This is a genomic window from Streptomyces sp. NBC_00483 (assembly GCF_036013745.1).
Taxonomy (GTDB): domain Bacteria; phylum Actinomycetota; class Actinomycetes; order Streptomycetales; family Streptomycetaceae; genus Streptomyces.
This window is the reverse complement of record NZ_CP107880.1, coordinates 8822403-8842119: the sequence shown is the minus strand read 5'-3', so window position 1 is coordinate 8842119 and position 19717 is coordinate 8822403. Positions and strand designations below refer to the sequence as shown.

Sequence of the window (19717 nt, the reverse complement as noted above, 5' to 3'; positions counted from 1 at the left end):
TGATCGTGCACGTGACGATCGCGGGCGTGGTGTGTCCGGCGAACCGTACGGGCTCCCGCAGCCGCTTCCGGCGGCGGTGACGGCCGCGCCGGGAGAGGCTGGAGCGCGGAGCGGTGTTTCGATCGATTCGAGCGAGCGGAGAGCGGATGCGGCGGGCCCTGTCCCGAGTCCGGTCCCGGGCGCATGCCCGGCAGGCGCGGTTGGACCGGCTGCGGCAGAACGAGGGGACACTGCTGGACCGGCTGTACGGGACCGCGTACGAGAGCGTCTCCTTCCCGCCGCCGCGCGACTTCGAGGACGGGCAGGCGGCCGAGGTGCTGCGTTTCGTCCTGCACCTGGGCCGGGAGCTGTTCCTGGCCGGGTCGTCGACGCGTGACATCCAGACGGCGGTTGTCGCGGTGACGGCCACGTGGGGCTTGCAGAACCTGGAAGTCGACATCTCCGGGCGTTCGTTGCAGGTGCAGTACGCGCCGCCGCGACGCGCTCCGGTCGTCATGCTGATCGTCCTGGGGTCGGAGGACACGCGGGATCTCAGCCGGCTGACCGCGCTGGAGCGGCTGACCGTGCGGATCGTGGCCACCCGGCTCGCACCGGCGGATGCGCGAGCGGCCCTCGACCGGCTGGTGGCGGCGCCGACGAGGTGGCCCTGGTGGTTCACCCTGGGCGGTGGCGCGGTGCTGGCGGCCATGCTGTGCGTACTCGCGTCCGGTACGACGCGCGCGGCGCTGCTGTCACCCCTGCTGTTCCTGGTCGCCAACAGGGCCGCGTGGGCGCTGAGCCGCACGGGCCTGCCGTCCTTCTATGTCACGGCCGCGCAGACGGCGCTCCTCATGGCGGGTGCCATGGCGCTGGTCGACTTCGGGGTGCTCAGTGGGCGTGAAGGGGCGAGCGCCGTCGCCGCGAACGTCATCCTGATCCTGCCGATCCTGACCGTCGTCTCGCTCACCGAGGACGCGATCGACGGCTTCCGGTCCATGGCGGCGGCCCGTTCGGTGAGCCTTCTCCTCTTCTTCGCCGCGCTGGCGGGAGGCATCCTCACCATCGCGTTCCTGCTGCGCGGCCTCGACAGCGACGCCCGCAACACGACGCTCGCCGCGCTGCCCGTCTGGCTCACCCTGGTCACCAGCGGCATCGGCGCCCTGGGCAACGCCGTGTTCATGGGCGGCGGCCCGCGCCTGGTGCCATGGGCGATCGCCGCGGCGCTGGTCGGCGCGGGCGTGAAGATGTTCGGCATGGCCCAGCTGGACTGGTCGGTCCCGCTGGCGACGGGTCTTGCCACGACTGTGATGGGCGCGGTGTCCGCCGCGATCGGCCCACCCGCGGGGGTGCCCGCGAGGGCGGTACTGATCCCTGGCATCGCCGGCAGCGTGCTGCCCGGCCCGGACCTGTACCGCAGCATGCTCCAACTCGTCCTCGGCGTCCCCGGAGCCCACCAGTACGTGGCGACGACCCTGGCATCCGTCGCCGCGATCGGCGTCGGCGCGGTGCTGGGATCGCTCCTCGGGGCGGGCAGCGAACGTAAGAGGTCTCGAGCAGCGTCTTCCAGGCCGGTCACGCCTCCGTCGTGAAGATCAGGCACATGTCCGCCGTGGCCTGCGCGTGGATGCGGAACTCCTCGCGGGCCCGCCCGGCGTCTCCCGCGACGATGGCGCGGGTCAGCGGATCGTGCAGCTCACCGGGGGTGGAGCGGGCCTCGGTGCCGCCGGGATGGGTGGAGATGATCCGGGTGAGCTCGTCCTGGATACCCTGCTCGGCCTCCAACAGGCGCCGGGATCCGGAGAGTTCGGCGATGTAGAGGTGGAGGGCGGCGTCGGCGGTCCGGTAGGCGTCCGCGTCGGCCAGCAACTCGTGCGTACGAGCGGCCAGTTCACGCAGCCGCTCGTGCGCGGAATCGTCGGCACGGCGGGCCGCGCGGGCGGAGGCCTCGCCGGAGATCGCCTGCCGCCACGCCGTCAGCTCCTCGATCTCCTCCACCGTGTAGGGGTGCAGGCCGACGAGCTCCTTCACGCGGGTGAGTACACCCTCGGACACGTACGTGCCGCCCTTGTAGCCGCGCCGCGTCTCCACGAGCCCCTCCGCGCGCAGCACGGCCACGGAGTGACGCACCGTCATGGGCGCGACCCCGAACATCTCGGCCAGCGCCTTCTCCGACGGGAAGCGGTCGCCCGCGACCAGCATCCGCGCCCCGATCAGCTCACTGAGGCGCCGCGCGATGGCCTCGGCGGCGCCGCCCGCGCGCACGGGGCGGATGTGCGTGCTCCAGCCGGTCTCATCCATCGATCATCGACCCCTTGTCTTTCATGAACTCTAACCTCTAGATTTCACTGCATTGAGTCTTGCTTGATCTGCCCAGACCCCTGCGGAGAGCTTATGAGCAGCACCTCTGTGCCCGTCATCGGCATACCTGTCCGATTGAGCGCCACCGACGCCCCCGGCACCGACCCGCGCGTCGCCGGAGCGGCCCGCGTCTTCGACGCCATCGTGGATCTCGTCCGGGAATCCGGCGCGACGCCCCGACTGCTCGCGCCCGGCGACCCGTTGGAGGCGTGTGACGGCTTCGTCGTCCCGGGCGGCGGCGATGTGGACCCCGTCCTGTACGGCGCCCCCGCCGACCACCCCGCGCTGTACGACGTCAACCACGAGCAGGACCGGCTCGACCTGGCCGTGCTCCGGTACGCGCTCGACGCGCGGCTGCCTCTGCTCGGCATCTGCCGCGGCCTGCAGCTGCTCAACGTGGTCCGGGGCGGCACCCTGCACATCGACCTCACGCCCAGCTCCGTCGTGCACGACCCGCCCGCGGAGACCGGCGAGGAGTGGGCGCTGCACGACGTCCGCCTGGAGCCGGACAGCCGGTGCGCGCGGGCCTTCGGCAAGGCCGAGCTGCCCATCGCCTCCGGCCACCACCAGGCCGTCGACCGGGTCGGCGAGGGGCTGCGGGTCACGGCGCAGGCCGCCGACGGGTGCGTAGAGGGGTTGGAAGACACCACCGACGACGCCTGGGTCGTCGCCGTGCAGTGGCACCCCGAGGCCGAGGTCCCCGAACCGGCCCTGCGCTCCCCCTTGTTCGAGGCGTTGAGCCGGGCGGCGTCATCCGCGGCACCAGCGGTGGCGGCATGCTGACCGAGGGGCGCCCCGGGCTCGACAGCTCGGCCGGCGCCCCGCGCGGCGGCCTCGCCCAGGGGCTCCACAGCCGGCACATGACGATGATCAGCATCGGCGGGGCGATCGGCGCCGGCCTGTTCGTCGGCTCCGGCGCCGGTATCCGGCAGGCGGGTCCGGGCATTCTGCTCGCGTACGCGCTGACCTCGCTGATCGTCGTCCTGATCATGCGGATGCTCGCGGAACTCGCGGTGGCCAGGCCCGACACGGGGGCGTTCGCCGTGTACGCGCGGCTCGCGTTCGGGCGGTGGGCCGGGTTCGCGGGCGGCTGGATGTACTGGGTGGGGTGGCCGCTGGGGCTCGCGATCGACGCGATCGCCTCCGGCACCATCGTGCACGGGTGGCTGCCGTCGATTCCCGTATGGGTGGCGGCACTTGTACTGGTCGCCGTCGTCACCGTGGTCAATCTGACCTCGGTCAGGGCGTACGGCGAGATGGAGTTCTGGGTGGTGTGGCTGAAGGTCGCGGTGATCGTGGCGTTCATCGGGATCGGGCTCGTCGCCGTGGGCGGCCTGCTGCCGGGGACCGATGCACCGGGCACCGCGAACCTGCTCGGGCACGGGGGCTTCCTCCCGCACGGGATGGCCGGGGTACTACTTGCCATGACCGGGGCGATGTTCTCGTTCTCCGGCTCGGAGATCGTGACCATCGCGGCCGGCGAGGCGAAGGATCCGGCGAAGGCGATCCGAGGGTGCACCCGGTCGATCCTGTGGCGGGTCAGTGTCTTCTACCTCGGCTCGCTCGCGGTCGTGGTGCTGCTTCTGCCGTGGAACGCGGGGGCCGTCGGCGAGAGCCCGTTCGCCGCCACGCTCACTCACCTGGGGCTCGACAACGCCTCGGCCGTGCTGCAGATCGTGCTCTTCGCCGCCATGGTGTCCACCATGAACTCCCAGGTGTACGCCAGTTCGCGGATGCTGTTCGCGCTCGCCCGCGACCGGGACGCGCCCGCCGCGCTCGGGCGGGTCTCCGCGACGTCGGCGCCGCGCAACGCGATCCTGTTCACGGTGTCGCTGGCCGTCGCCTGCGTGTTGCTCGAAGTCGTGCACCCCACCACGGCGTTCGACCGGCTGGTGAGCATGGCCGGGGACACGATGTTCGTCACCTGGCTGAGTGTGGCCGGGGCGCAGATCGTGCTCGGGCGGCGGGACCGGAGGGCCGGGCGGGCACCCGAGCCGGGGACCGGGATGTGGCTGTTCCCCTGGTTGAGCTGGGCCGTACTCCTCGTGGTCGGTGCGATGTTCGTCTCGCTGATCGTGATGCCGGACTCGCGGGTGGACGCGTTGGGGGCGCTGGTGCTGACCCTGATCTTGTCCGGAGTCTCATTCCTCTGCCCCAAGCCCACCGCTTCTCCGACTTCTCCGACGTAGGGCGGCGTCGACCGGGGCGGCGATTGATACCAGGAAATGTCGATCTCTTCATATACAGTGACCGACTGCTATCAGCCACCCCCCAACAGGTCGCTGTGATCTGTCACTTGGAGAGGAACAATCTTGACCCGACGTTTCACCACACTCGCCGTGTCCGCTGCCATCGCGGGCGGCGTCCTGTTCTCGGCCGTCCCCGCGCAGGCGGCCCCCGTTGCCGAGCAGGGCAGCGTGTCGGTCCGTGGCCCGATCACCTGCAACATCTCGAAGATGCGCCAGCAGGTCGCCAGCCACAAGTCCAAGGCCGCCAAGCTGGACAACCTCGGCTACCACAAGTCGGCCGCGAAGGAGCGCGCCAAGGCGCGGGCGATCCAGAACCGTATCCAGCAGTGCCAGGACGCCGACGACAACGCCCCCGGCCCGATCGGCGGCTGACGCCTGACCGCTTGAGCACTTCGGGGCGGGCCCACAGCCGGCCCCGAAGGTGAACGAGCCCCCGCCCGGCAGCACCCTCGCCGGCCGGGGGCTTTTCACAACTTGCCCACCGGGGCGGGGCATTGAGGGTTTCGGCGCGGGTGTGGGCGGCGACCACGAGCCACGTCCAGTGGCACCGAGTGAGTCAATACGAGCCGCCGTTCCAGACCGGCTCGAAGCACCGATGAGTTTGCGGGCAGCGAGAGGTCTACAGGCCGAGTACGTGATCGCACAGCAACTACCGCAGGAGCGAGCATGTCGTTTCAGGCATACCTGGACAAGATCGAGGACAAGACCGGCCTGACGCCGCGCGAGTTCATCGCGCTGGCCGGTGAGCGAGGGTTCGATGAACCGGCTACGAAGGCCGGGGCGATCCTGGAATGGCTCAAGCAGGACTACGACCTGGGCCGAGGACACGGGATGGCGCTGGTCCACGTCATCAAGAACGGCGCAAAGATCGACGCCAAGCACGTCGGAACCACGGGCTCGCACCGCGACGAATCCGACACGCTCTGGCTCGACGGCAAGCAGGACCGGCAGTCATGACGCTGGTGAACCGGATACGAATGGGCCCCCACCGGAGCCAGAGGTTGAGGAACGAGCTGAACCGTCACCGGCGAAGCACGATGCACCGCAGCCCACCCGGCTCCAAGTCCACCCACGCGCCGCTGTCCCACCCCGACATCAGCTCCCCCACCTCGCCCGCGGACAGCGCGATGTGCCGCCGCGCGGACAGCCGCTCCGCCAGAGGCGTCGTCACGGCACACGCGCCGCCCGGTCTCAGCAGCCGCCGGACCCGCTCGGCCACCTGTCGCTTGTCCGTGAAGAACGGGTAGACGAGCCGCATCGTCACCACGTCGAAGGCGCCGGACCCGAGCGTGCCCACGGCCTGCTCGTCGGTGAAGTCCAGGCGCTGGGCCGTCAGATTGGGCACGAGATCCTGATAGCGGTCACGGACGGCGGCCACCGCGGAGGACGCCCAGTCCACCGCGAGCACGTCGTATCCCCACCGGGCCAGGCCGGCGGCGTAACTTCCCAGCCCGCACCCCACGTCCAGGAGACGGGCCCCGGCAGACGACGGCAGATGCGGGGTCAGGAGTTGCAACTCACGGTCATCAGACGCACGGAAGCCCTCGCCGTCGGCGAAGTGGCTCTCCCAGCCGGCCAACGGGACGGTCGTTGGCTCCGATGCGTCGGGCGTCACCACCGCGGGGCTCCCTCGTCCGGCTGCCGTCAGCCGGCCGTCCACCCGCCGTCCACGGCCAGTCCCGAACCCGTGGCGAACGAAGCGCGGTCGCTGCACAGCCACAGGGCCGCCTGGGCGATCTCGACGGGGTCCGCCATGCGCTTCTGCATCTGGCGGGCGACGAAGGCCGGGCCCAACTCCGGGTAGGCCTCCACTGCTTGCTCGATCATTTCCGTGCGGGTGGTGCCGACGACGAGGGAGTTGATGCGGATGCCGTGTTCCGCGTACTCGGCCGCCGCGGCCCTGGTCATGCCGAGCACCGCGTGCTTCGCGGCGACGTAGGGCACGGGAGCCCCGGTGGCCCCCAGGGCCGCGGTGCTGGACGTGTTGACGATCGCGCCCTTTCCCGCCGCGAGCATCACCGGGATCTGGGAGCGCAGACAGTTCCAGGTGCCGCTGACGTTGACGGCCATCGTGCGGTCGAAGACGGCCTGGTCGAGCTCGTGCAGCGGCGTCAGGTCGTCGCCGGCGAAGCCCGCGTTGTTGAAGGCCGCGTCCAGGGTGCCGAAGTGTTCACAGGCCGCGTCCACGGCGCGCTGGGTGTCCTCGGGGACCGAGACATCGCCCGGGCTGATCGCCGCCCGACCTCCCAAGTCGACTATCTCTTGGGCCAGTTGCTTCAGTACGTCCTCACGGCGGGCCATCAGGAGTACTGCCGCCCCCTCGGCGGCGAACAGGCGAGCAGCGGCTTCCCCGATACCGCTCGAAGCACCCGTGATCATGACGGTCTTACCGGCCAGCATTCCAGTCGTGTCACTCATTGGGCGAGTAAAGCCTCTGGGACGCCTGACGTATACATCCCCGCACGGCGGTCCGTCCTCACCCGATCCTCACCCGATGCTCAGCGCCAGACAGAAGTCGATGCGGTCGCGCAGCGTGGCGAGGCTGTGGCCGGTGAGCTGCTCCACCCGCTGCAGCCGGTAGCGCAACGTGTTGACGTGGATGTGGAGTTGCTCGGCGCAGCGCTGCCAGGAGCCGGAGGCGTCGAGGAAGGCGCTGAGGGTGGCCACGAGGTCGCTGCCGTGTGTGGCGTCGTAGCGCTCGACGACTCCGATCAGGCGCTCGCGATAGAAGCGGCGCACGTCGTCGGGGACGGCGGCGAGCAGGAGTTCGTAGGAGGAGAGGGAGCCGGGGTCGGCGGTGCGTACCGTGCCGGTGGCGAGGGCCGCGACCCGGAGTGCGTTGCGGGCCTCGTCCAGGGAGCGGCGCAGGCCGGTCGGGCCCGTGGCGGGCTCCCCCGTACCGATGGCGGCGTGACCGTCCGCAAGGAGCGGCGCGAGCCGTTCGGCGGTGCCGGACGTATCGTGCTCGCCTTCGGGTACGAGCATGAGGTAGGCGCCGTCCTCGGCGGGGATCGGCACCGAGCAGCCGGGCATCCGTTCGGCGACGTCCTCCAGGACGGTGGCCGCGAGTTCGGCCCCGTACGGGCTTCCGGTGGTGCGCACGTACACGGCGCTGAGTGGTGTGTCGAGGTCGAGTCCGAGGCTGGTCAGCCGGTCGGCGGCCGCCTCTTCCCTGCCGTCGGTGAGAAGGTCGACGGCCTCGCGCAGGAAGCGCGCCTCGATGCGGCGGCGTTCCTGGACCGCGGCGCCGTCGAGCGCGAGCAGCGCGCACACCTCCCACGCGGCGTCGGCCACGCCCGGTGCCCAGTCGCGGTAGTCGCCCGAGGCGGCCAGGTACCCGGCAGGCGGTCGGCGCGCGGCGGGTGACTGGACGGGGAACAGGGTGAGTTCAGCGCAGCCGGGGACGGACCGTACGGCGGGGAAGCCGCCCGCGCCGAGCGCGTCGTGGTGGGCGCGGGCGAGTTGCCGCTCGCTCACCAGAGGAACGCCGCCCGCGCGCGACGCACCGGTCGCGGAGAGCACCGCGCACCACACACCCGTGGCCCGCGCGAACACGTCGATGAGCCCTTCGGCCCCCTCCCCCGCGGCCATGCTGGCGACCAGGCCCCGGTGCAGGTTCACGGAGGGCGCGCGCCGATGGCCGCCCCCGAGCGCGGCGAGCACGGTCTCGGTGAGCGCGGCGAACGAGACCTCGTCGGCGACGGTGAGCAGTGTCAGGCCGTGCCGGGTGCAGGCGTCGGCGAGCGGCGTGGGCACCGCGCCGACGTCCGCGGTCCCGGCGACGAGCGCGGCGACGCCCGCTCCTGCCAGTGCGGCGACGAACACATCGGCGTCACGCGGCTCGTGGTACCAGGTGGTGCTGGTCAGGACGAGTTCCCCGCCGTCGAGGTAGCGCCCCGGGTCGGGCAGGTCGGTGGTGTAGACGCCCCGGATGCGCGGGCTCTCGACGGGGGCTGCCACGACGGACCGCAGTCCGAGTCGTGGCATCGCGAGCAGTTCGGCTAGCTCCACCGGTCGGCCTCCTCGGCACCGCCCAAGGGAGGGGCGGGCGACTCGTGTTACAGGCATGCACACCGGCGTGCAAGGGGTTTGGAGCATAGTACGGGCCCGCCGCGCGAAAAGGGCCGCTCGTCTGGAGAGATCTGCAATCCCGGAAGAGCCGCGACGCCGGTTCACTGAGTCATCACAACGACTGAGCCACGCGACGGCTGAGTCACACAACGGCCCAGTCACGCGACGGCTGAGCCACACCGACCGAGTCACGCAACGAGCCGCATGCCCCCGCACCCGCACCACCCCGCTCCGTACTCCCGTCCTGTCCTGGTGAGGAGCCCACCATGCGCGCCGACCCCGAACGACCCTCGACCTCGACCTCGACCTCGACCATCGAACGTCTGGGAGCCGAACCCGTGCCGCTCACGCGGCGGCACGGCCGCCCCTGGTCGCTCTTCACGCTATGGTTCGGCGCGAACGTGCAGTTCGCGACGCTCAGCGTGGGCGCCCTGTCCACGTCGGTGTTCGGCCTCGACCTGCTGCCGGCCGTCCTCGCGATCGTCACTGGCACGCTGCTCAGCTCGGCGCTTGTCGGCCTGTTCTCGACGCGCGGGCCGCTCACCGGTGTGCTCCAACTCGTCCAGTCCCGGGGCCCGTTCGGCCGGCTCGGGAATCTGCCGTCGGCGGCGTTCACCGTGGTCAACGGAGTCGGTTGGTGTGTGGTCGACTCGCTGCTCGGGGTCTTCATCCTGCGCGATCTGACGGGCATGGGATTCGCACCCGCGCTCGTCCTGATGGCGGTGGCCCAGCTCGGCATCGCGGTCGTGGGATACCGGTTGATCCACACCGTGGAGCGGGTCCTGGCCGTGGTCCTGGTGGTGGTGTTCGCGGTGATGTCGGTGTACGGCTTCGGCGCGGCGCACGCGACCGCTCCCGTGAACCCGGCCGACGGCTCGACCTCCGCGTTCCTGCTGGTCGTCGCCGTCACCTCGGCCCGCGTGCTCGGCTGGTCCGCGTACGCGTCCGACTACAGCCGCTATCTGCCGGCGCAGAGTTCGCCGCGTCGGGTGTTCCTCGCGGCGGGCGGCGGCGGTGCGCTCGCCGGGGTGTGGATCGGCTCGCTCGGCGCGGCGCTGGGCACGGTGGGCGCGCTCGACGACCCCAGCGCCATGGTCAGCGGCCTGCTGCCGGGCGCCCTCGGCACCGTCGTGCTGCTGTGCCTGCTGCTCTCCACGCTCGCCTCCACGGTCATCGACCTGTACTCCGGTGCGATGGCGGCGCTCGTCGCCGGATTCAGCATTCCGCGCTGGGTGTCGGTCCTCGTCGTCGGTGGCCTCGGCACGGCGCTCGCCTGGTACGCGGGGCACGGCGACTTCGCGACGCAGCTCAACGACTTTCTCCTGATGACGGGTTACTGGCTGGCGCCGTGGGGCGCGGTGATGATCGTCGCGTACTGGGGCCGCGGGCGGCGCACGCTCGCCGATCCGTACGACCCGGGGCACCGCTTCGGCCGGGGCCTGCCGTGCGTGCTGCTTGCCATCGCGGCCGAGCTGCCGTTCATGAACCAGTCCCTCTATACGGGGCCGCTCGCCGAGGCACATCCGGTGCTCGGCTCGTTCGGCCTGTTCGTCGGGTTCGCGGTGGCGGGGGCCGCGTACACCGTGGTGTGTCCACGCCCCCGCCTGTCCGAACGACCCCAACCATCCGAACCGTACGAGAAGTTGAGGAGTGAGGCATGACGCCCACGAGCACCACCACGACCGCGACCACCACCGTGCCCAGCGCACAGGACGAGGCGTTCCTGCGGGCCGCCATCGTCGCGGCGGCGCAGTCCCGCGCCGCCGGTAACCATCCCTTCGGCGCGCTGCTCGTCCTCGACGGCGAGCAGGTCCTGGAGGCCGGCAACACCGTCGTCACCGAGCGGGACGCCACCGGCCACGCCGAGACCAACCTCGTACGCCTGGCGACCCGCACCTACGACCGCGACACACTGGACCGCGCCACGCTCTACACCTCCACGGAGCCGTGCGCGATGTGCGCCGGAGCCGTCTACTGGAGCGGCATCGGCCGCGTCGCCTACGCCCTCGGCGAGGACGAACTCCTCGCCCTGACCGGCGCGAACCCCGAGAACCCGACGATGGCACTGCCGTGTCGGGAGGTGCTGGCGGCCGGGCAGCGTCCGGTGGATGTCGTCGGGCCGTGCCTGCACGAAGAGGCGGCGGCGGTGCACGCGGACTTCTGGAACTGAGCCCGCCCCTGAGCCCGCTTCTTACGTGACAACGCCCCCGCGTTACGTGACAACTCCCCCGCGCCCGCACCGAGGAGCCCACACCCACATGTCACCCCGCCGCACTCTCATCCACAACGGCATCGTCATCCCCTGCGACGGCACGAAGACGGTCCTTGACCCCGGCTCCGTCCTCCTGGAGGGCGACCGCATCGTCGCCGTCGACCGCCCGGAGGCCTTCGCCGGCACCGACGCGCAGGTCATCGACGCCACCGGCCATGCCGTCATTCCCGGCCTGCACAACACCCACCTGCACTCGGGCCTGTTGCGCGGCACCGCCGAGTCCAAGTCCCTGTGGGACTGGCTGCGCGACTACGTGGACCCGGCCCACAAGGCCCTCACCCCCGACATCGCCGAAGCCGCGTCGCTGCTCTGCTACACGGAATCCCTGCGCGCGGGCACCACGTCCGTGATGGACATGTGGCGCCACATGGAGGGCTCGGCACACGCCGCCGAGCAGGTCGGCATCCGCGCCACGCTCGTCCCCTACGTCGCCGACCTCCCCGGCTACGACTACTTCGAGACGCTGGAGACCAACCGCCGCCTGCTGAAGGAGTACCGCACGTACGCGGGCGGCCGGGTGCGCTCGTGGGTGGGCCTTGAGCACCTCTTCTACTGCAGCGAGGAGGCCTTCCGCGCGGCCGCCGCGCTGGCGGACGAATTCGACACCGGGCTGCACACCCACTCCTCCGAGACGACGTGGGAAGTCGAGGAGTCCCTACGGCAGTTCGGGCGCCGACCCGTCGAGGAGTTCCACCATCGCGGCATCCTCGGACCGCGCACCGTCATCGCCCACTGTGTCTGGCTCGACGACCGCGAACTCGACCTGCTGGCCGAGACCGGCACGAACGTCGCCCACTGCCCCTGCTCCAACATGAAGCTGTCGTCGGGCCCCGCCCGGGTCGCCGACATGCGCCGGCGCGGCATCGCCGTCGGCATCGGCAGCGACGGCGAGAAGGAGAACAACAACCTCGACCTGCTGGAGGAGATGAAGTTCGCCTCGCTGCTGCAGAAGGTGACCTCGCTCGACCCGACGACCGGCGACCCGTGGGACATCCTCGACATGGCCACCCGCGACGGCGCCCGCGCCCTCGGCCTCGACGACATCACGGGGTCACTGGTGGCGGGCAAGCGCGCCGACGTCGTCACCGTCGACCTGCGCGCGCTGCACACCACTCCCCTCCTCCACGGCGACGACTTCAACGCCGTCCCCCACCTGGTGTTCTCCGCGTCCGCCGCCGACGTCGACCATGTGTGGGTCGACGGCGAACTACATGTGTCCGGCGGGAAGGTGCTGAGCGTGGACACGGAGCAGGTACGGCTGCGGGCGCAGGAGGCGGCGGAGGAACTGTTCCGGCGGCGGGCGGCACTTCTGCACTGATCAGACAGACGGCCATCAAGCAGACGCCGACCGGGTCGGATCCACCCGAGGACCTGAGGCCGACCCGTACGGCGCCGCTCCTACGCCGTGGCCATCAGGCCGGTGCGGAGCTTGGCCAGGATGCGGGTGAGGAGGCGGGAGACGTGCATCTGGGAGACGTCGAGGGCGTCGGCGATCTCCTGCTGGGTGCGTTCCTCGACGAAACGGAGGTGAATGATCCTGCGGTCGCGTGCGTCGAGCCGGGTCATGAGCGGCGCCAGGGAGCGGTAGTTGTCGATCAGTTCGTACATGTCCTCCTCGACACCGATCACGTCGGCGAGCGGGGCGGAGTCCCCCTCGGTGTCGTGGCCGGTGAAAGTGGCGTCGAGGGAAGTGGCGTTGTAGCCGTTGGCGGCCTTCTGCGCCTCGGCGATCTCGGCCGGCTCCAACTGCATGAGCTCTGCGAGTTCGGCGGTGGTGGGCTGCCGCCCCAGACGGGTCTGCAACTCGTCGGTGGCCTTGGACAGTTCGACGCGCGCCTCCTGCAGGCGCCGCGGGACATGCACCGCCCAGGTGGTGTCACGGAAGAACCGCTTGATCTCCCCGGTGATGTAGGGCAGGGCGAAGGTGGTGAACTCGACCTCGCGAGAAAGCTCGAAGCGGTCGATCGCCTTGATCAGGCCGATGGTTCCGACCTGGATGATGTCCTCCATCTCCTCTTGGCCGCGATGCTTGAAGCGGGAGGCGGCGTACTTGACGAAGGAGAGGTTCATCTCGATCAGCGCGTTGCGCACGTACTGATACTCGCGGGTGCCTTCCTCGAGGCCGGCGAGGTGCTCGAAGAAGTACTTGCCCACCTCACGCGCATCGCGGGGAGCGATCGAGACCGGGTCCTCACAGGCACGCTCGATCAGTCCGCGCCGAGCCCCTGACTCCCCCGCCCCGCTCGGCCCGCCGTGCGCCGGCTCAAGGCCGATGTCACCGGCGAACAGGCCGTGGGTGCGGGTGACGCGCAGCAGCCGCTCGACAGGCGCACTGGCGGAGCAGAGGCTCACGGTCTTGTCCGCCTCCAGGGCCGCCCGCCGCGCCCGCAGCAGCACTCCCAGGCCGGCGCCGTCGCAGAACGTCATGGCCCCGAGCTCCAGATCCAGCCCCGAGATCGACCGCTCCACAGCCGTGCGCAGCGCCTCGTCGAAGCCGGGCGCGACGTCGAAGTCGATTTCGCCGTAGACCGCCACGACAGTGCGGTCGCCGCGCTCGAACACCTCGACGACGGGGGCCGAGGGGGCAATGCGGGTGTGCCGCGAAGCGCCGCTCATGAGCAGTGACGTCCACGTCGCGTTCGAAGTCTCCATGCCGTCCAGCACCGCCACGCCTCCCCGCTCTGCCCATTGAGTGGCCCATAGCTTGGTACGAACTTTGAATCACGTCAACCAATACCTGAAAAGATATTCGTGATTCGTTTGGCGGGAAGGCCCTATAGTGGTCACATGGAGGAGCAGACGACGTCGCACACCGGGTGGACGTTCTTGACCAACCACGCCCGGGTACTCGCAGCCATTGCCGACAACCGCCAGGTCCGCATCCGCGACCTGGCCACGCATTGCCGCCTGACCGAGCGTGCGGTGCAGCGGATCATCACGGACCTCGAAGAGGCCGGCTACCTCTCGCATGTGCGCGAGGGCCGCAGCAACGTCTACGAGATCGACCCGGCGAAGATCCTGCGGCACCCGGCCGAGGCGGACGTGAGCGTGGCCTCCTTGCTGGCACTGCTCGCGCGCGACGAAGCCGACCGCACCAACTCCGCGCTGCGCACCTCCTGAACCACACTCCCGCCGATTCTCGACGGCCTCCCGTGTCCGGCGGAACGGGGCGGCCGTTACTCGGGCTGGGTGCACCGTCATGGCGTGCCCTGCGCACCCAGCGCCTTTTCGAACGGTTGGAGTTCTCAATGCGTGGATCCTCGCTTCGCTCTGCGGTCGGTGCCGCCGCTCTCACCGCAGGGGCCCTGGTGTCCCTCGCGGCCCCCTCTTCGGCCGCCGACAGCGCGTCACCCCTCACCGGGAACGACGCAAGCACCTGTGCCGAGTCCGCCGCCTCCCTGCCGTCGATGGTGGCCGACGGAAGCCTCGCAGGCGTGTGCGATGTCATGGACCAGTGAGTTGGCCCGGGTGTCGACGTACCCCTCCACGTCCGCCTACTGAGACGGAACTTGACCAGCGGACACCGATGCGGAACATTTTCCTAGTAATCCAGTAGGAATTGTAGGCAAGGAGGGAGGGGGCCCGTGCATCCGCTCGACCTGCCATGGTCCGGCCCGGCGACGGGATCCTCCTCGGAGCGCCCGCGCCCGGCGGGCCCCTCCCCCTCCTGCGCATCCGGCGCGGGCGCGCTACTCGTCGCCCGTCGGCACATCGACCTCTGCCACTGCGCCAGCGCCTGCTGTCGGCACTGACGCCGCCCCTTTGCCTTGCGCGCCGCGCCGTGGTTTCGGCGTGCCCGAACGGCCCGCCCTTCGCGCGGCCCGCGCTCTGTTCCGTTCCCTGCTCCACGCTCTGTGAGGTCCTCACCCCGTCATGTCCACACTCACCTTCCACTGGTTCCTGCCCACCACCGGCGACAGCCGCCACGTCGTCGGCGGCGGTCACGGCTCGACCCCCGGCACCGCAGGGGGCGACCGTCCGGCGTCCGTGGAGTACCTGGGCCAGATCGCCCGTACCGCCGAACAGCTCGGCTTCGAGGGGGCGTTGACGCCCACCGGCGCCTGGTGCGAGGACGCGTGGCTGACCACGGCGATGCTGACGCAGGTCACCGAGCGGCTGAAGTTCCTCGTCGCCTTCCGGCCCGGCCAGATCTCCCCCACGCTCTCCGCCCAGATGGCCGCCACCTATCAACGGCAGTCCCACGGGCGTCTGTTGCTGAACGTGGTGACCGGCGGCGAGAGCGCCGAGCAGCGTGCCTACGGGGACTTCCTCGACAAGGACCAGCGGTACGCACGGACGGGCGAGTTCCTCGACATCGTGCGCCGCCTGTGGGACGGGCAGACCGTCGACCACCACGGCGAGCACCTCCGCGTGGAGGGCGCCCGCCTGAACCGGCTGCCTGACCCGGTGCCCAGTGTCTACTTCGGCGGCTCCTCCCCCGCGGCCCTGGACGTCGCCGCCCGGCACACCGACACGTACCTGACCTGGGGCGAGCCGCCGGCGGCCGTCGCCGAGAAGATCGCCGAGGTCCGCAGGCGGGCCGAACTCCTCGGCCGCACCGTCCGGTTCGGCATCCGGCTGCACGTCATCGCCCGCGACACCGCCGCGCAGGCATGGGCGGAGGCCGAGCGGCTGCTGCAGGGCATGGACCCGGAGCGCGTCGCCGCCGTCCAGCGCGGCCTCGCGACCTCCGAGTCCGAGGGCCAGAAGCGGATGCGCGCGCTGCACGCCAGCGGCACCAGCTCCGACCTGGAGATCTACCCCAACCTGTGGGCCGGTGTCGGCCTGGTGCGCGGCGGCGCCGGTACCGCCCTGGTCGGCAGCCACACGGAGGTCGCCGACCGCATCGAGGAGTACCACCGGCTGGGCATCGACGAGTTCGTCCTCTCGGGCGTGCCGCACCTGGAAGAGGCGTACTGGTTCGGGGAGGGCGTCCTGCCGCTGCTGGAGCGCCGCGGTGCCTGGCGCCACCCGGCCGCACCGGCCCCCGTCGAGCCCGGCACCGTGGCGTTCGCAGGCGTGTGAGCGCAGACATGAACACGGACACGGACACACCACTGACGCACGCCCAGGACACGGCCACGGACACACCACTGACGCACGCTCAGGACACGGGCACAGACACACCACTGACGCACGCCCAGGACACGGGCACAGAGAGCAGCACCACGTCCGGACGCAAACTGCGGACCGTCGTCCTCTCCAGCCTGCTGGGCACCACCGTCGAGTGGTACGACTTCTTCCTCTACAGCACGGCCGCGAGCCTCGTCTTCGGGAAGCTGTTCTTCCCGGAGACGAACGGCACCGTCGGCACCATGCTCGCCTTCGCCACGTTCGCGGTGGGCTTCGTCGCGCGTCCGCTCGGCGGCCTGCTCTTCGGACACATCGGCGACCGCGTGGGCCGCAAGCGCACCCTCGCGTTCACCATGGGCCTGATGGGCGTCTCGACCGCGCTGATCGGCCTCCTGCCCACGTACGAACAGGCGGGCGCGCTCGCCCCCGTACTGCTGCTGGTCCTGCGTGTCGCGCAAGGCGTGGCGCTCGGCGGCGAGTGGGCGGGAGCCGTCCTGCTGGCGGTGGAGCACGGACCGGAGGGCCGCAAGGGCCGGTTCGGCAGCTACCCGCAGATCGGCCTGGCGCTCGGACTCGCCCTCGGCACGGGCGTGTTCGCGCTCCTGAGCAACGTACTGAGCGACGATGCGTTCCTCGGCTACGGGTGGCGGGTCGCGTTCCTCGCCAGCCTTGTCCTGGTGGCGGTCGGGCTGACCGTACGGCTGAAGATCGACGAGACGCCCGCCTTCCGCGCCGTGCTCGGCCGGACGACTGAGCCCAGGGCCGTACCCCTGGTCGAGGTGGTGCGCGAGCGGCTGACGCGCCGTCACCTGCTGCTTGGCATGGTGGCCCGCTGGGGCGAGGGCGTGGCCTTCAACACGTGGGGCGTCTTCGCGCTGACGTATGCGACCGGGACGCTCCAACTGCCGCGCACCCCCGTGTTGTTGACGGTGACCGGTGCGTCGCTGGTGATGGCGGTGCTCGTCCCGGTGTCGGGGCGGCTGGTGGACCGGTTCGGCGCACGGCGCACGTATATGACGGGCATGGCCGCGTTCGGGGTGTCGGTCTTTCCCGCCTTCCTGCTGTTCCAGACGGGCGGCATGCTGGGCTTCGCCGTGGCGCTCGTGCTCGCCCTGGGCATCGTGCACGCCTGCTTCTACGGGGCGCAGGGCACGCTGTTCGCCGCGCTGTTCCCGGTGCACGTGCGCTACACGGGGATGTCGGCCGTCTACCAGGTGTCCGGCATCTTCGCGTCAGGCATCACACCGCTGCTGGTCACCGCGTTTCTCGCACTCGGGTCCGGCACACCATGGCTGGCGTGCGGGTACCTCGTCCTCTCCGCGGCGGGCAGTGTCTGGGCGACGTCCCGGCTCCGCGAGAAGGACCTGTTCGTACGGACCGGCCGCGCGACCGACGGTGCGTAGCCCGCCCCGGAGACGCCGCCCCGCCAAAAGGGGGCGGCGTCTCACTTGCTCCCGGTGATCAGGCTTCCGTCGGTGCAGTGGTCGGAGTGGACGCCCACGTGGTCGCCGAGCACGGGGGCGACGGCGACCTCCTGGAGACAGGTGGCTGCGGAGCCGGCGTTCCAGTCGTCCGAGACGCCGACTCCGGAGCCGAGGTTACTGCCGTTCACGGCGTGGGCAGGTGCGGCGAGTCCGGTCATGGCGAGGGCGAGACCGGCGACACCGATGAGCTTCTTCATGCAGGGCGAACGACGCCGCCTGACGGATGGATGCGGGGAGGCGTGAGAGATCACCTGCCCGGACGGAGCGCGGGCGCCGAGACACTCCGCAGGGACTCGCGGGCGGCCTCGCGGGAGTGGCGGCGGCGCCAGTACGGGTTGTCGTGCGGCAGCTTGCCCGACACCCGGCCGTACATCCCGAAGGAGGCCACGAGCAGGCCCCTCACGAAGCTGAAGACGACGTTCGTCATGCCGAAGTCCAGGACATTGGCGGGGCGGTCCAGGACGAAGAGGTGGAAGAAGCCACTCAGGACGAACAGGGCGCCGACCGTCATGTTGAGTGTGGACGCGACGTTGCCGCCGATCACCGCGCCGCCGATGAGCACGAGACCCACGACGACCGAGATCAGGCTGAGCACGCCGTTGGTGGACATCCCGGCGATCTGCGTGCCGTCGTGTCGAAGGGGCTGAGCCGGTCGGCGAAGCCGAGGCAGCCGAAGACCAGCAGGATGACACCGCACAGCTCGGCATCGAGTCCCGTTCGGCGTTCCGACGCCGCCGCTTCCACCGGGCCAAGGGGACCGGCCGGCGGACCTGGAGGAGCTGCTGCGCGGCGAACGGGAGCGCGGCGACGGTCCTCCGTGATCGCGCCCCTCCGGGCCCCGACGTCGCGCGGGCTCCGGCGGCGCGGTCGGGTCAGCGTCGCAAGTCCTGCAGCACCTCGCGGGCGGCTCGGGCGCCGGAGGCAAGCGCGCCCTGGACCGAGCCGGTGGCCCGGTGGTCGCCGCACACGTAGCGGCCCGGCGTCACGCGCGTGGTCCGGGTCAGCGGCTGCGGCGGTGTCATGGCGGGCAGCGCGTCCTCCACAGTGCGGTGGGTCAGCAGGTCCCAACCGTCGCAGCCGGTGCCGTACGCCTCCCCGGCGGCCTCCCGCACCGCCCGCTCACGGCCCTCCGTGTCCCGGCCGAGCACCGAGGTGGCGACGAGAGTGTGGCCGGGCGGCGCGTACTCGGGCACGACGTCGCTGAGCACACACGTGTTGAGGAAACGGCGTTCGGTGTCGACGAGCAGGGTCGGCTCGCCGAGCGGGGAGCGCGGGGCGACGTGGTAGTACGTCGTCACCACGCGGGAGCCGGGCGTGGTGACCTGCGGCAGCAGCCCCGGGACGGCGCCCGGGCCGGTGGCGACCACGACCGCCCGCGCGTGGATCTCCTCGCCACCGGTGGTGAGCACCCCTGCGTCAGTGAGTTCGGCGACGGGGGTCTCCAGCCGTACGGCGTACGGGGGCAGGGCCGCCGCGAGGGCCCGCGGCAGCGCGCCGACCCCCGTGGTCGGCAGGCACAGCGTGCCGCGCAGCATGCTCCGCCACACCAGGTGGAACACCCGGGCGGATGTCTCCAGCTCGTCCTCCAGGAACACCCCCGACAGGAACGGGCGGAAGAACCGCTCCACGAGGTCCTCCGAGATCCCGGCGGCCGCGAGCGCGGTACGTGTGGTGGTGTCGGCGGACCGCTTGAGCAGCCGGGCGGGCGCCAGCATGTCCCGGGCGGACAGCGCGCCGAGGGCGGCGAGGTCCCGGGGACCGGCGAGGCGGCCCGGCAGCAGGTCGGGCACCGTGCGCGGTCGGCGGGTGGGGTCGCTGAAGCGGAGCCGGCCGCCAGGGGCGTGGATCAGGACACCGGGGGTGAAGGGCCGCAGGCGCAGGCCCCGCAGCGACACTCTGCGCCGGACCTGCGGGTAGGAGGTGTTGCAGACCTGGAAGCCGCGGTCCACCACGAAGCCGTCGACCCGGTCCGCGCGCATCCGGCCGCCCACCTCGTCCGCGGCCTCCAGGACCTGGGCGTCGACGCCGGCCGACAGCAGGTCCCGGGCGCAGGCGAGCCCGGCGACGCCTGCCCCGACCACGAGCACCTCGGCACCGTCCCTGGCCGCGGACGTGCGACGCCCCGTGGGCTTGCCAGTGGCGGACATGCGATCACCTCTTCCGTCCGTCGGCGCGGCCGGTCTGTCGGCCTGTTCCCTGTGTTCGGCGGAAGGCGTGCCGACGGATGCGGT

The 19717-nt window shown here is 71.0% G+C and carries 19 protein-coding genes and 2 pseudogenes; 12 read left to right on the top strand and 9 right to left on the bottom strand.

All coding sequences use genetic code 11. The features are described 5' to 3' along the window. The first annotated feature begins 146 nt into the window (after window positions 1–146). Window positions 147–1568 (top strand): threonine/serine exporter family protein, encoded by a 1422-nt coding sequence (locus OHA73_RS39540; RefSeq protein ID WP_327657583.1) that lies wholly within the window; start codon window positions 147–149, stop codon window positions 1566–1568. Here the strand turns inward: OHA73_RS39540 and OHA73_RS39535 are convergent. Beyond that, window positions 1552–2277: a FadR/GntR family transcriptional regulator gene (locus tag OHA73_RS39535; protein WP_327657582.1), complete on the bottom strand. Its 726-nt coding sequence runs from the start codon at window positions 2275–2277 to the stop codon at window positions 1552–1554. The two genes, OHA73_RS39540 and OHA73_RS39535, sit on opposite strands and share 17 nt — an antisense overlap. Before the next feature lie 93 nt (window positions 2278–2370). Here OHA73_RS39535 and OHA73_RS39530 point away from each other — a divergent pair, with 93 nt between their 5' ends. The 4 genes from OHA73_RS39530 to OHA73_RS39515 all read left to right on the top strand — a co-directional run bounded on the left by OHA73_RS39530 (window position 2371) and on the right by OHA73_RS39515 (window position 5543). Next, window positions 2371–3120: a gamma-glutamyl-gamma-aminobutyrate hydrolase family protein gene (locus OHA73_RS39530; protein ID WP_327657581.1), complete on the top strand. Its 750-nt coding sequence runs from the start codon at window positions 2371–2373 to the stop codon at window positions 3118–3120. Next, window positions 3114–4526, top strand: a complete 1413-nt coding sequence (locus OHA73_RS39525; protein ID WP_327657580.1) for an amino acid permease — start codon at window positions 3114–3116, stop codon at window positions 4524–4526. The genes OHA73_RS39530 and OHA73_RS39525 overlap by 7 nt, the downstream gene beginning before the upstream one ends. Before the next feature lie 123 nt (window positions 4527–4649). Then, window positions 4650–4958 (top strand): hypothetical protein, encoded by a 309-nt coding sequence (locus OHA73_RS39520; RefSeq protein ID WP_267067935.1) that lies wholly within the window; start codon window positions 4650–4652, stop codon window positions 4956–4958. 294 nt (window positions 4959–5252) lie between these two features. Further along, on the top strand, window positions 5253–5543 hold the full coding sequence (locus OHA73_RS39515) for a DUF4287 domain-containing protein (RefSeq protein ID WP_327657579.1): 291 nt from the start codon (window positions 5253–5255) through the stop codon (window positions 5541–5543). Between the two features lie 64 nt (window positions 5544–5607). Here OHA73_RS39515 and OHA73_RS39510 read toward each other — a convergent pair whose 3' ends face one another. The 3 genes from OHA73_RS39510 to OHA73_RS39500 all read right to left on the bottom strand — a co-directional run bounded on the left by OHA73_RS39510 (window position 5608) and on the right by OHA73_RS39500 (window position 8597). Beyond that, a complete protein-coding gene (locus OHA73_RS39510; protein WP_327657578.1) occupies window positions 5608–6201 on the bottom strand; it encodes a class I SAM-dependent methyltransferase in 594 nt (197 codons plus the stop codon). Between the two features lie 29 nt (window positions 6202–6230). Continuing rightward, entirely contained in the window at window positions 6231–7004 is a 774-nt protein-coding gene (locus tag OHA73_RS39505) for an SDR family NAD(P)-dependent oxidoreductase (protein WP_267067938.1), read from the bottom strand. Between the two features lie 69 nt (window positions 7005–7073). After that, window positions 7074–8597, bottom strand: a complete 1524-nt coding sequence (locus OHA73_RS39500; RefSeq protein ID WP_327657577.1) for a helix-turn-helix domain-containing protein — start codon at window positions 8595–8597, stop codon at window positions 7074–7076. Window positions 8598–8923: 326 nt separating this feature from the next. Here OHA73_RS39500 and OHA73_RS39495 point away from each other — a divergent pair, with 326 nt between their 5' ends. From OHA73_RS39495 to OHA73_RS39485, 3 genes are all read left to right on the top strand, one after another. Beyond that, complete coding sequence (locus OHA73_RS39495; protein WP_327657576.1) at window positions 8924–10318, top strand: purine-cytosine permease family protein; 1395 nt, start codon at window positions 8924–8926, stop codon at window positions 10316–10318. After that, window positions 10315–10827 (top strand): nucleoside deaminase, encoded by a 513-nt coding sequence (locus OHA73_RS39490; protein ID WP_327657575.1) that lies wholly within the window; start codon window positions 10315–10317, stop codon window positions 10825–10827. The genes OHA73_RS39495 and OHA73_RS39490 overlap by 4 nt, the downstream gene beginning before the upstream one ends. 88 nt (window positions 10828–10915) lie before the next feature. Then, a complete protein-coding gene (locus OHA73_RS39485; RefSeq protein WP_327657574.1) occupies window positions 10916–12247 on the top strand; it encodes an amidohydrolase family protein in 1332 nt (443 codons plus the stop codon). 80 nt (window positions 12248–12327) lie between these two features. On the opposite strand, the gene OHA73_RS39480 is transcribed toward OHA73_RS39485, so the two are convergent. Next, the gene (locus OHA73_RS39480; RefSeq protein ID WP_327658616.1) at window positions 12328–13140 is read right to left on the bottom strand and encodes a SigB/SigF/SigG family RNA polymerase sigma factor; all 813 of its coding nucleotides are present in this window, start codon (window positions 13138–13140) and stop codon (window positions 12328–12330) included. Between the two features lie 93 nt (window positions 13141–13233). Next, window positions 13234–13545, bottom strand: a pseudogene (locus OHA73_RS39475) (STAS domain-containing protein); the annotation flags it as partial. Between the two features lie 171 nt (window positions 13546–13716). Here OHA73_RS39475 and OHA73_RS39470 point away from each other — a divergent pair. The 4 genes from OHA73_RS39470 (at window position 13717) to OHA73_RS39455 (ending at window position 17405) form a co-directional block, all read left to right on the top strand. Beyond that, window positions 13717–14049 (top strand): helix-turn-helix transcriptional regulator, encoded by a 333-nt coding sequence (locus tag OHA73_RS39470; protein WP_327657573.1) that lies wholly within the window; start codon window positions 13717–13719, stop codon window positions 14047–14049. A 128-nt stretch (window positions 14050–14177) separates the two neighbouring features. Beyond that, window positions 14178–14387, top strand: a complete 210-nt coding sequence (locus tag OHA73_RS39465; RefSeq protein ID WP_327657572.1) for a hypothetical protein — start codon at window positions 14178–14180, stop codon at window positions 14385–14387. 415 nt (window positions 14388–14802) lie between these two features. Next, the gene (locus OHA73_RS39460; protein ID WP_266723477.1) at window positions 14803–15954 is read left to right on the top strand and encodes an LLM class flavin-dependent oxidoreductase; all 1152 of its coding nucleotides are present in this window, start codon (window positions 14803–14805) and stop codon (window positions 15952–15954) included. An 8-nt stretch (window positions 15955–15962) separates the two neighbouring features. After that, the gene (locus tag OHA73_RS39455; RefSeq protein ID WP_327657571.1) at window positions 15963–17405 is read left to right on the top strand and encodes an MFS transporter; all 1443 of its coding nucleotides are present in this window, start codon (window positions 15963–15965) and stop codon (window positions 17403–17405) included. 41 nt (window positions 17406–17446) lie between these two features. Here the strand turns inward: OHA73_RS39455 and OHA73_RS39450 are convergent, their stop codons facing one another. From OHA73_RS39450 to OHA73_RS39440, 3 genes and pseudogenes are all read right to left on the bottom strand, one after another. After that, a complete protein-coding gene (locus tag OHA73_RS39450; protein WP_267067947.1) occupies window positions 17447–17683 on the bottom strand; it encodes a hypothetical protein in 237 nt (78 codons plus the stop codon). 50 nt (window positions 17684–17733) lie between these two features. After that, a pseudogene (locus OHA73_RS39445) lies at window positions 17734–18230 on the bottom strand (DUF4383 domain-containing protein). 128 nt (window positions 18231–18358) lie between these two features. Next, window positions 18359–19633 (bottom strand): NAD(P)/FAD-dependent oxidoreductase, encoded by a 1275-nt coding sequence (locus OHA73_RS39440; protein ID WP_327657570.1) that lies wholly within the window; start codon window positions 19631–19633, stop codon window positions 18359–18361. Window positions 19634–19717 lie beyond the last annotated feature (84 nt).

Coding starts and splice junctions, on each gene's coding strand:
- OHA73_RS39540 (WP_327657583.1), top strand. CDS start 147: ATGCGGCGGGCCCTGTCCCGAGTCCGGTCCCGGGCGCATGCCCGGCAG.
- OHA73_RS39535 (WP_327657582.1), bottom strand. CDS start 2,277: ATGGATGAGACCGGCTGGAGCACGCACATCCGCCCCGTGCGCGCGGGC.
- OHA73_RS39530 (WP_327657581.1), top strand. CDS start 2,371: ATGAGCAGCACCTCTGTGCCCGTCATCGGCATACCTGTCCGATTGAGC.
- OHA73_RS39525 (WP_327657580.1), top strand. CDS start 3,114: ATGCTGACCGAGGGGCGCCCCGGGCTCGACAGCTCGGCCGGCGCCCCG.
- OHA73_RS39515 (WP_327657579.1), top strand. CDS start 5,253: ATGTCGTTTCAGGCATACCTGGACAAGATCGAGGACAAGACCGGCCTG.
- OHA73_RS39505 (WP_267067938.1), bottom strand. CDS start 7,004: ATGAGTGACACGACTGGAATGCTGGCCGGTAAGACCGTCATGATCACG.
- OHA73_RS39495 (WP_327657576.1), top strand. CDS start 8,924: ATGCGCGCCGACCCCGAACGACCCTCGACCTCGACCTCGACCTCGACC.
- OHA73_RS39490 (WP_327657575.1), top strand. CDS start 10,315: ATGACGCCCACGAGCACCACCACGACCGCGACCACCACCGTGCCCAGC.
- OHA73_RS39485 (WP_327657574.1), top strand. CDS start 10,916: ATGTCACCCCGCCGCACTCTCATCCACAACGGCATCGTCATCCCCTGC.
- OHA73_RS39470 (WP_327657573.1), top strand. CDS start 13,717: ATGGAGGAGCAGACGACGTCGCACACCGGGTGGACGTTCTTGACCAAC.
- OHA73_RS39465 (WP_327657572.1), top strand. CDS start 14,178: ATGCGTGGATCCTCGCTTCGCTCTGCGGTCGGTGCCGCCGCTCTCACC.
- OHA73_RS39460 (WP_266723477.1), top strand. CDS start 14,803: ATGTCCACACTCACCTTCCACTGGTTCCTGCCCACCACCGGCGACAGC.
- OHA73_RS39455 (WP_327657571.1), top strand. CDS start 15,963: ATGAACACGGACACGGACACACCACTGACGCACGCCCAGGACACGGCC.
- OHA73_RS39450 (WP_267067947.1), bottom strand. CDS start 17,683: ATGAAGAAGCTCATCGGTGTCGCCGGTCTCGCCCTCGCCATGACCGGA.
- OHA73_RS39440 (WP_327657570.1), bottom strand. CDS start 19,633: ATGTCCGCCACTGGCAAGCCCACGGGGCGTCGCACGTCCGCGGCCAGG.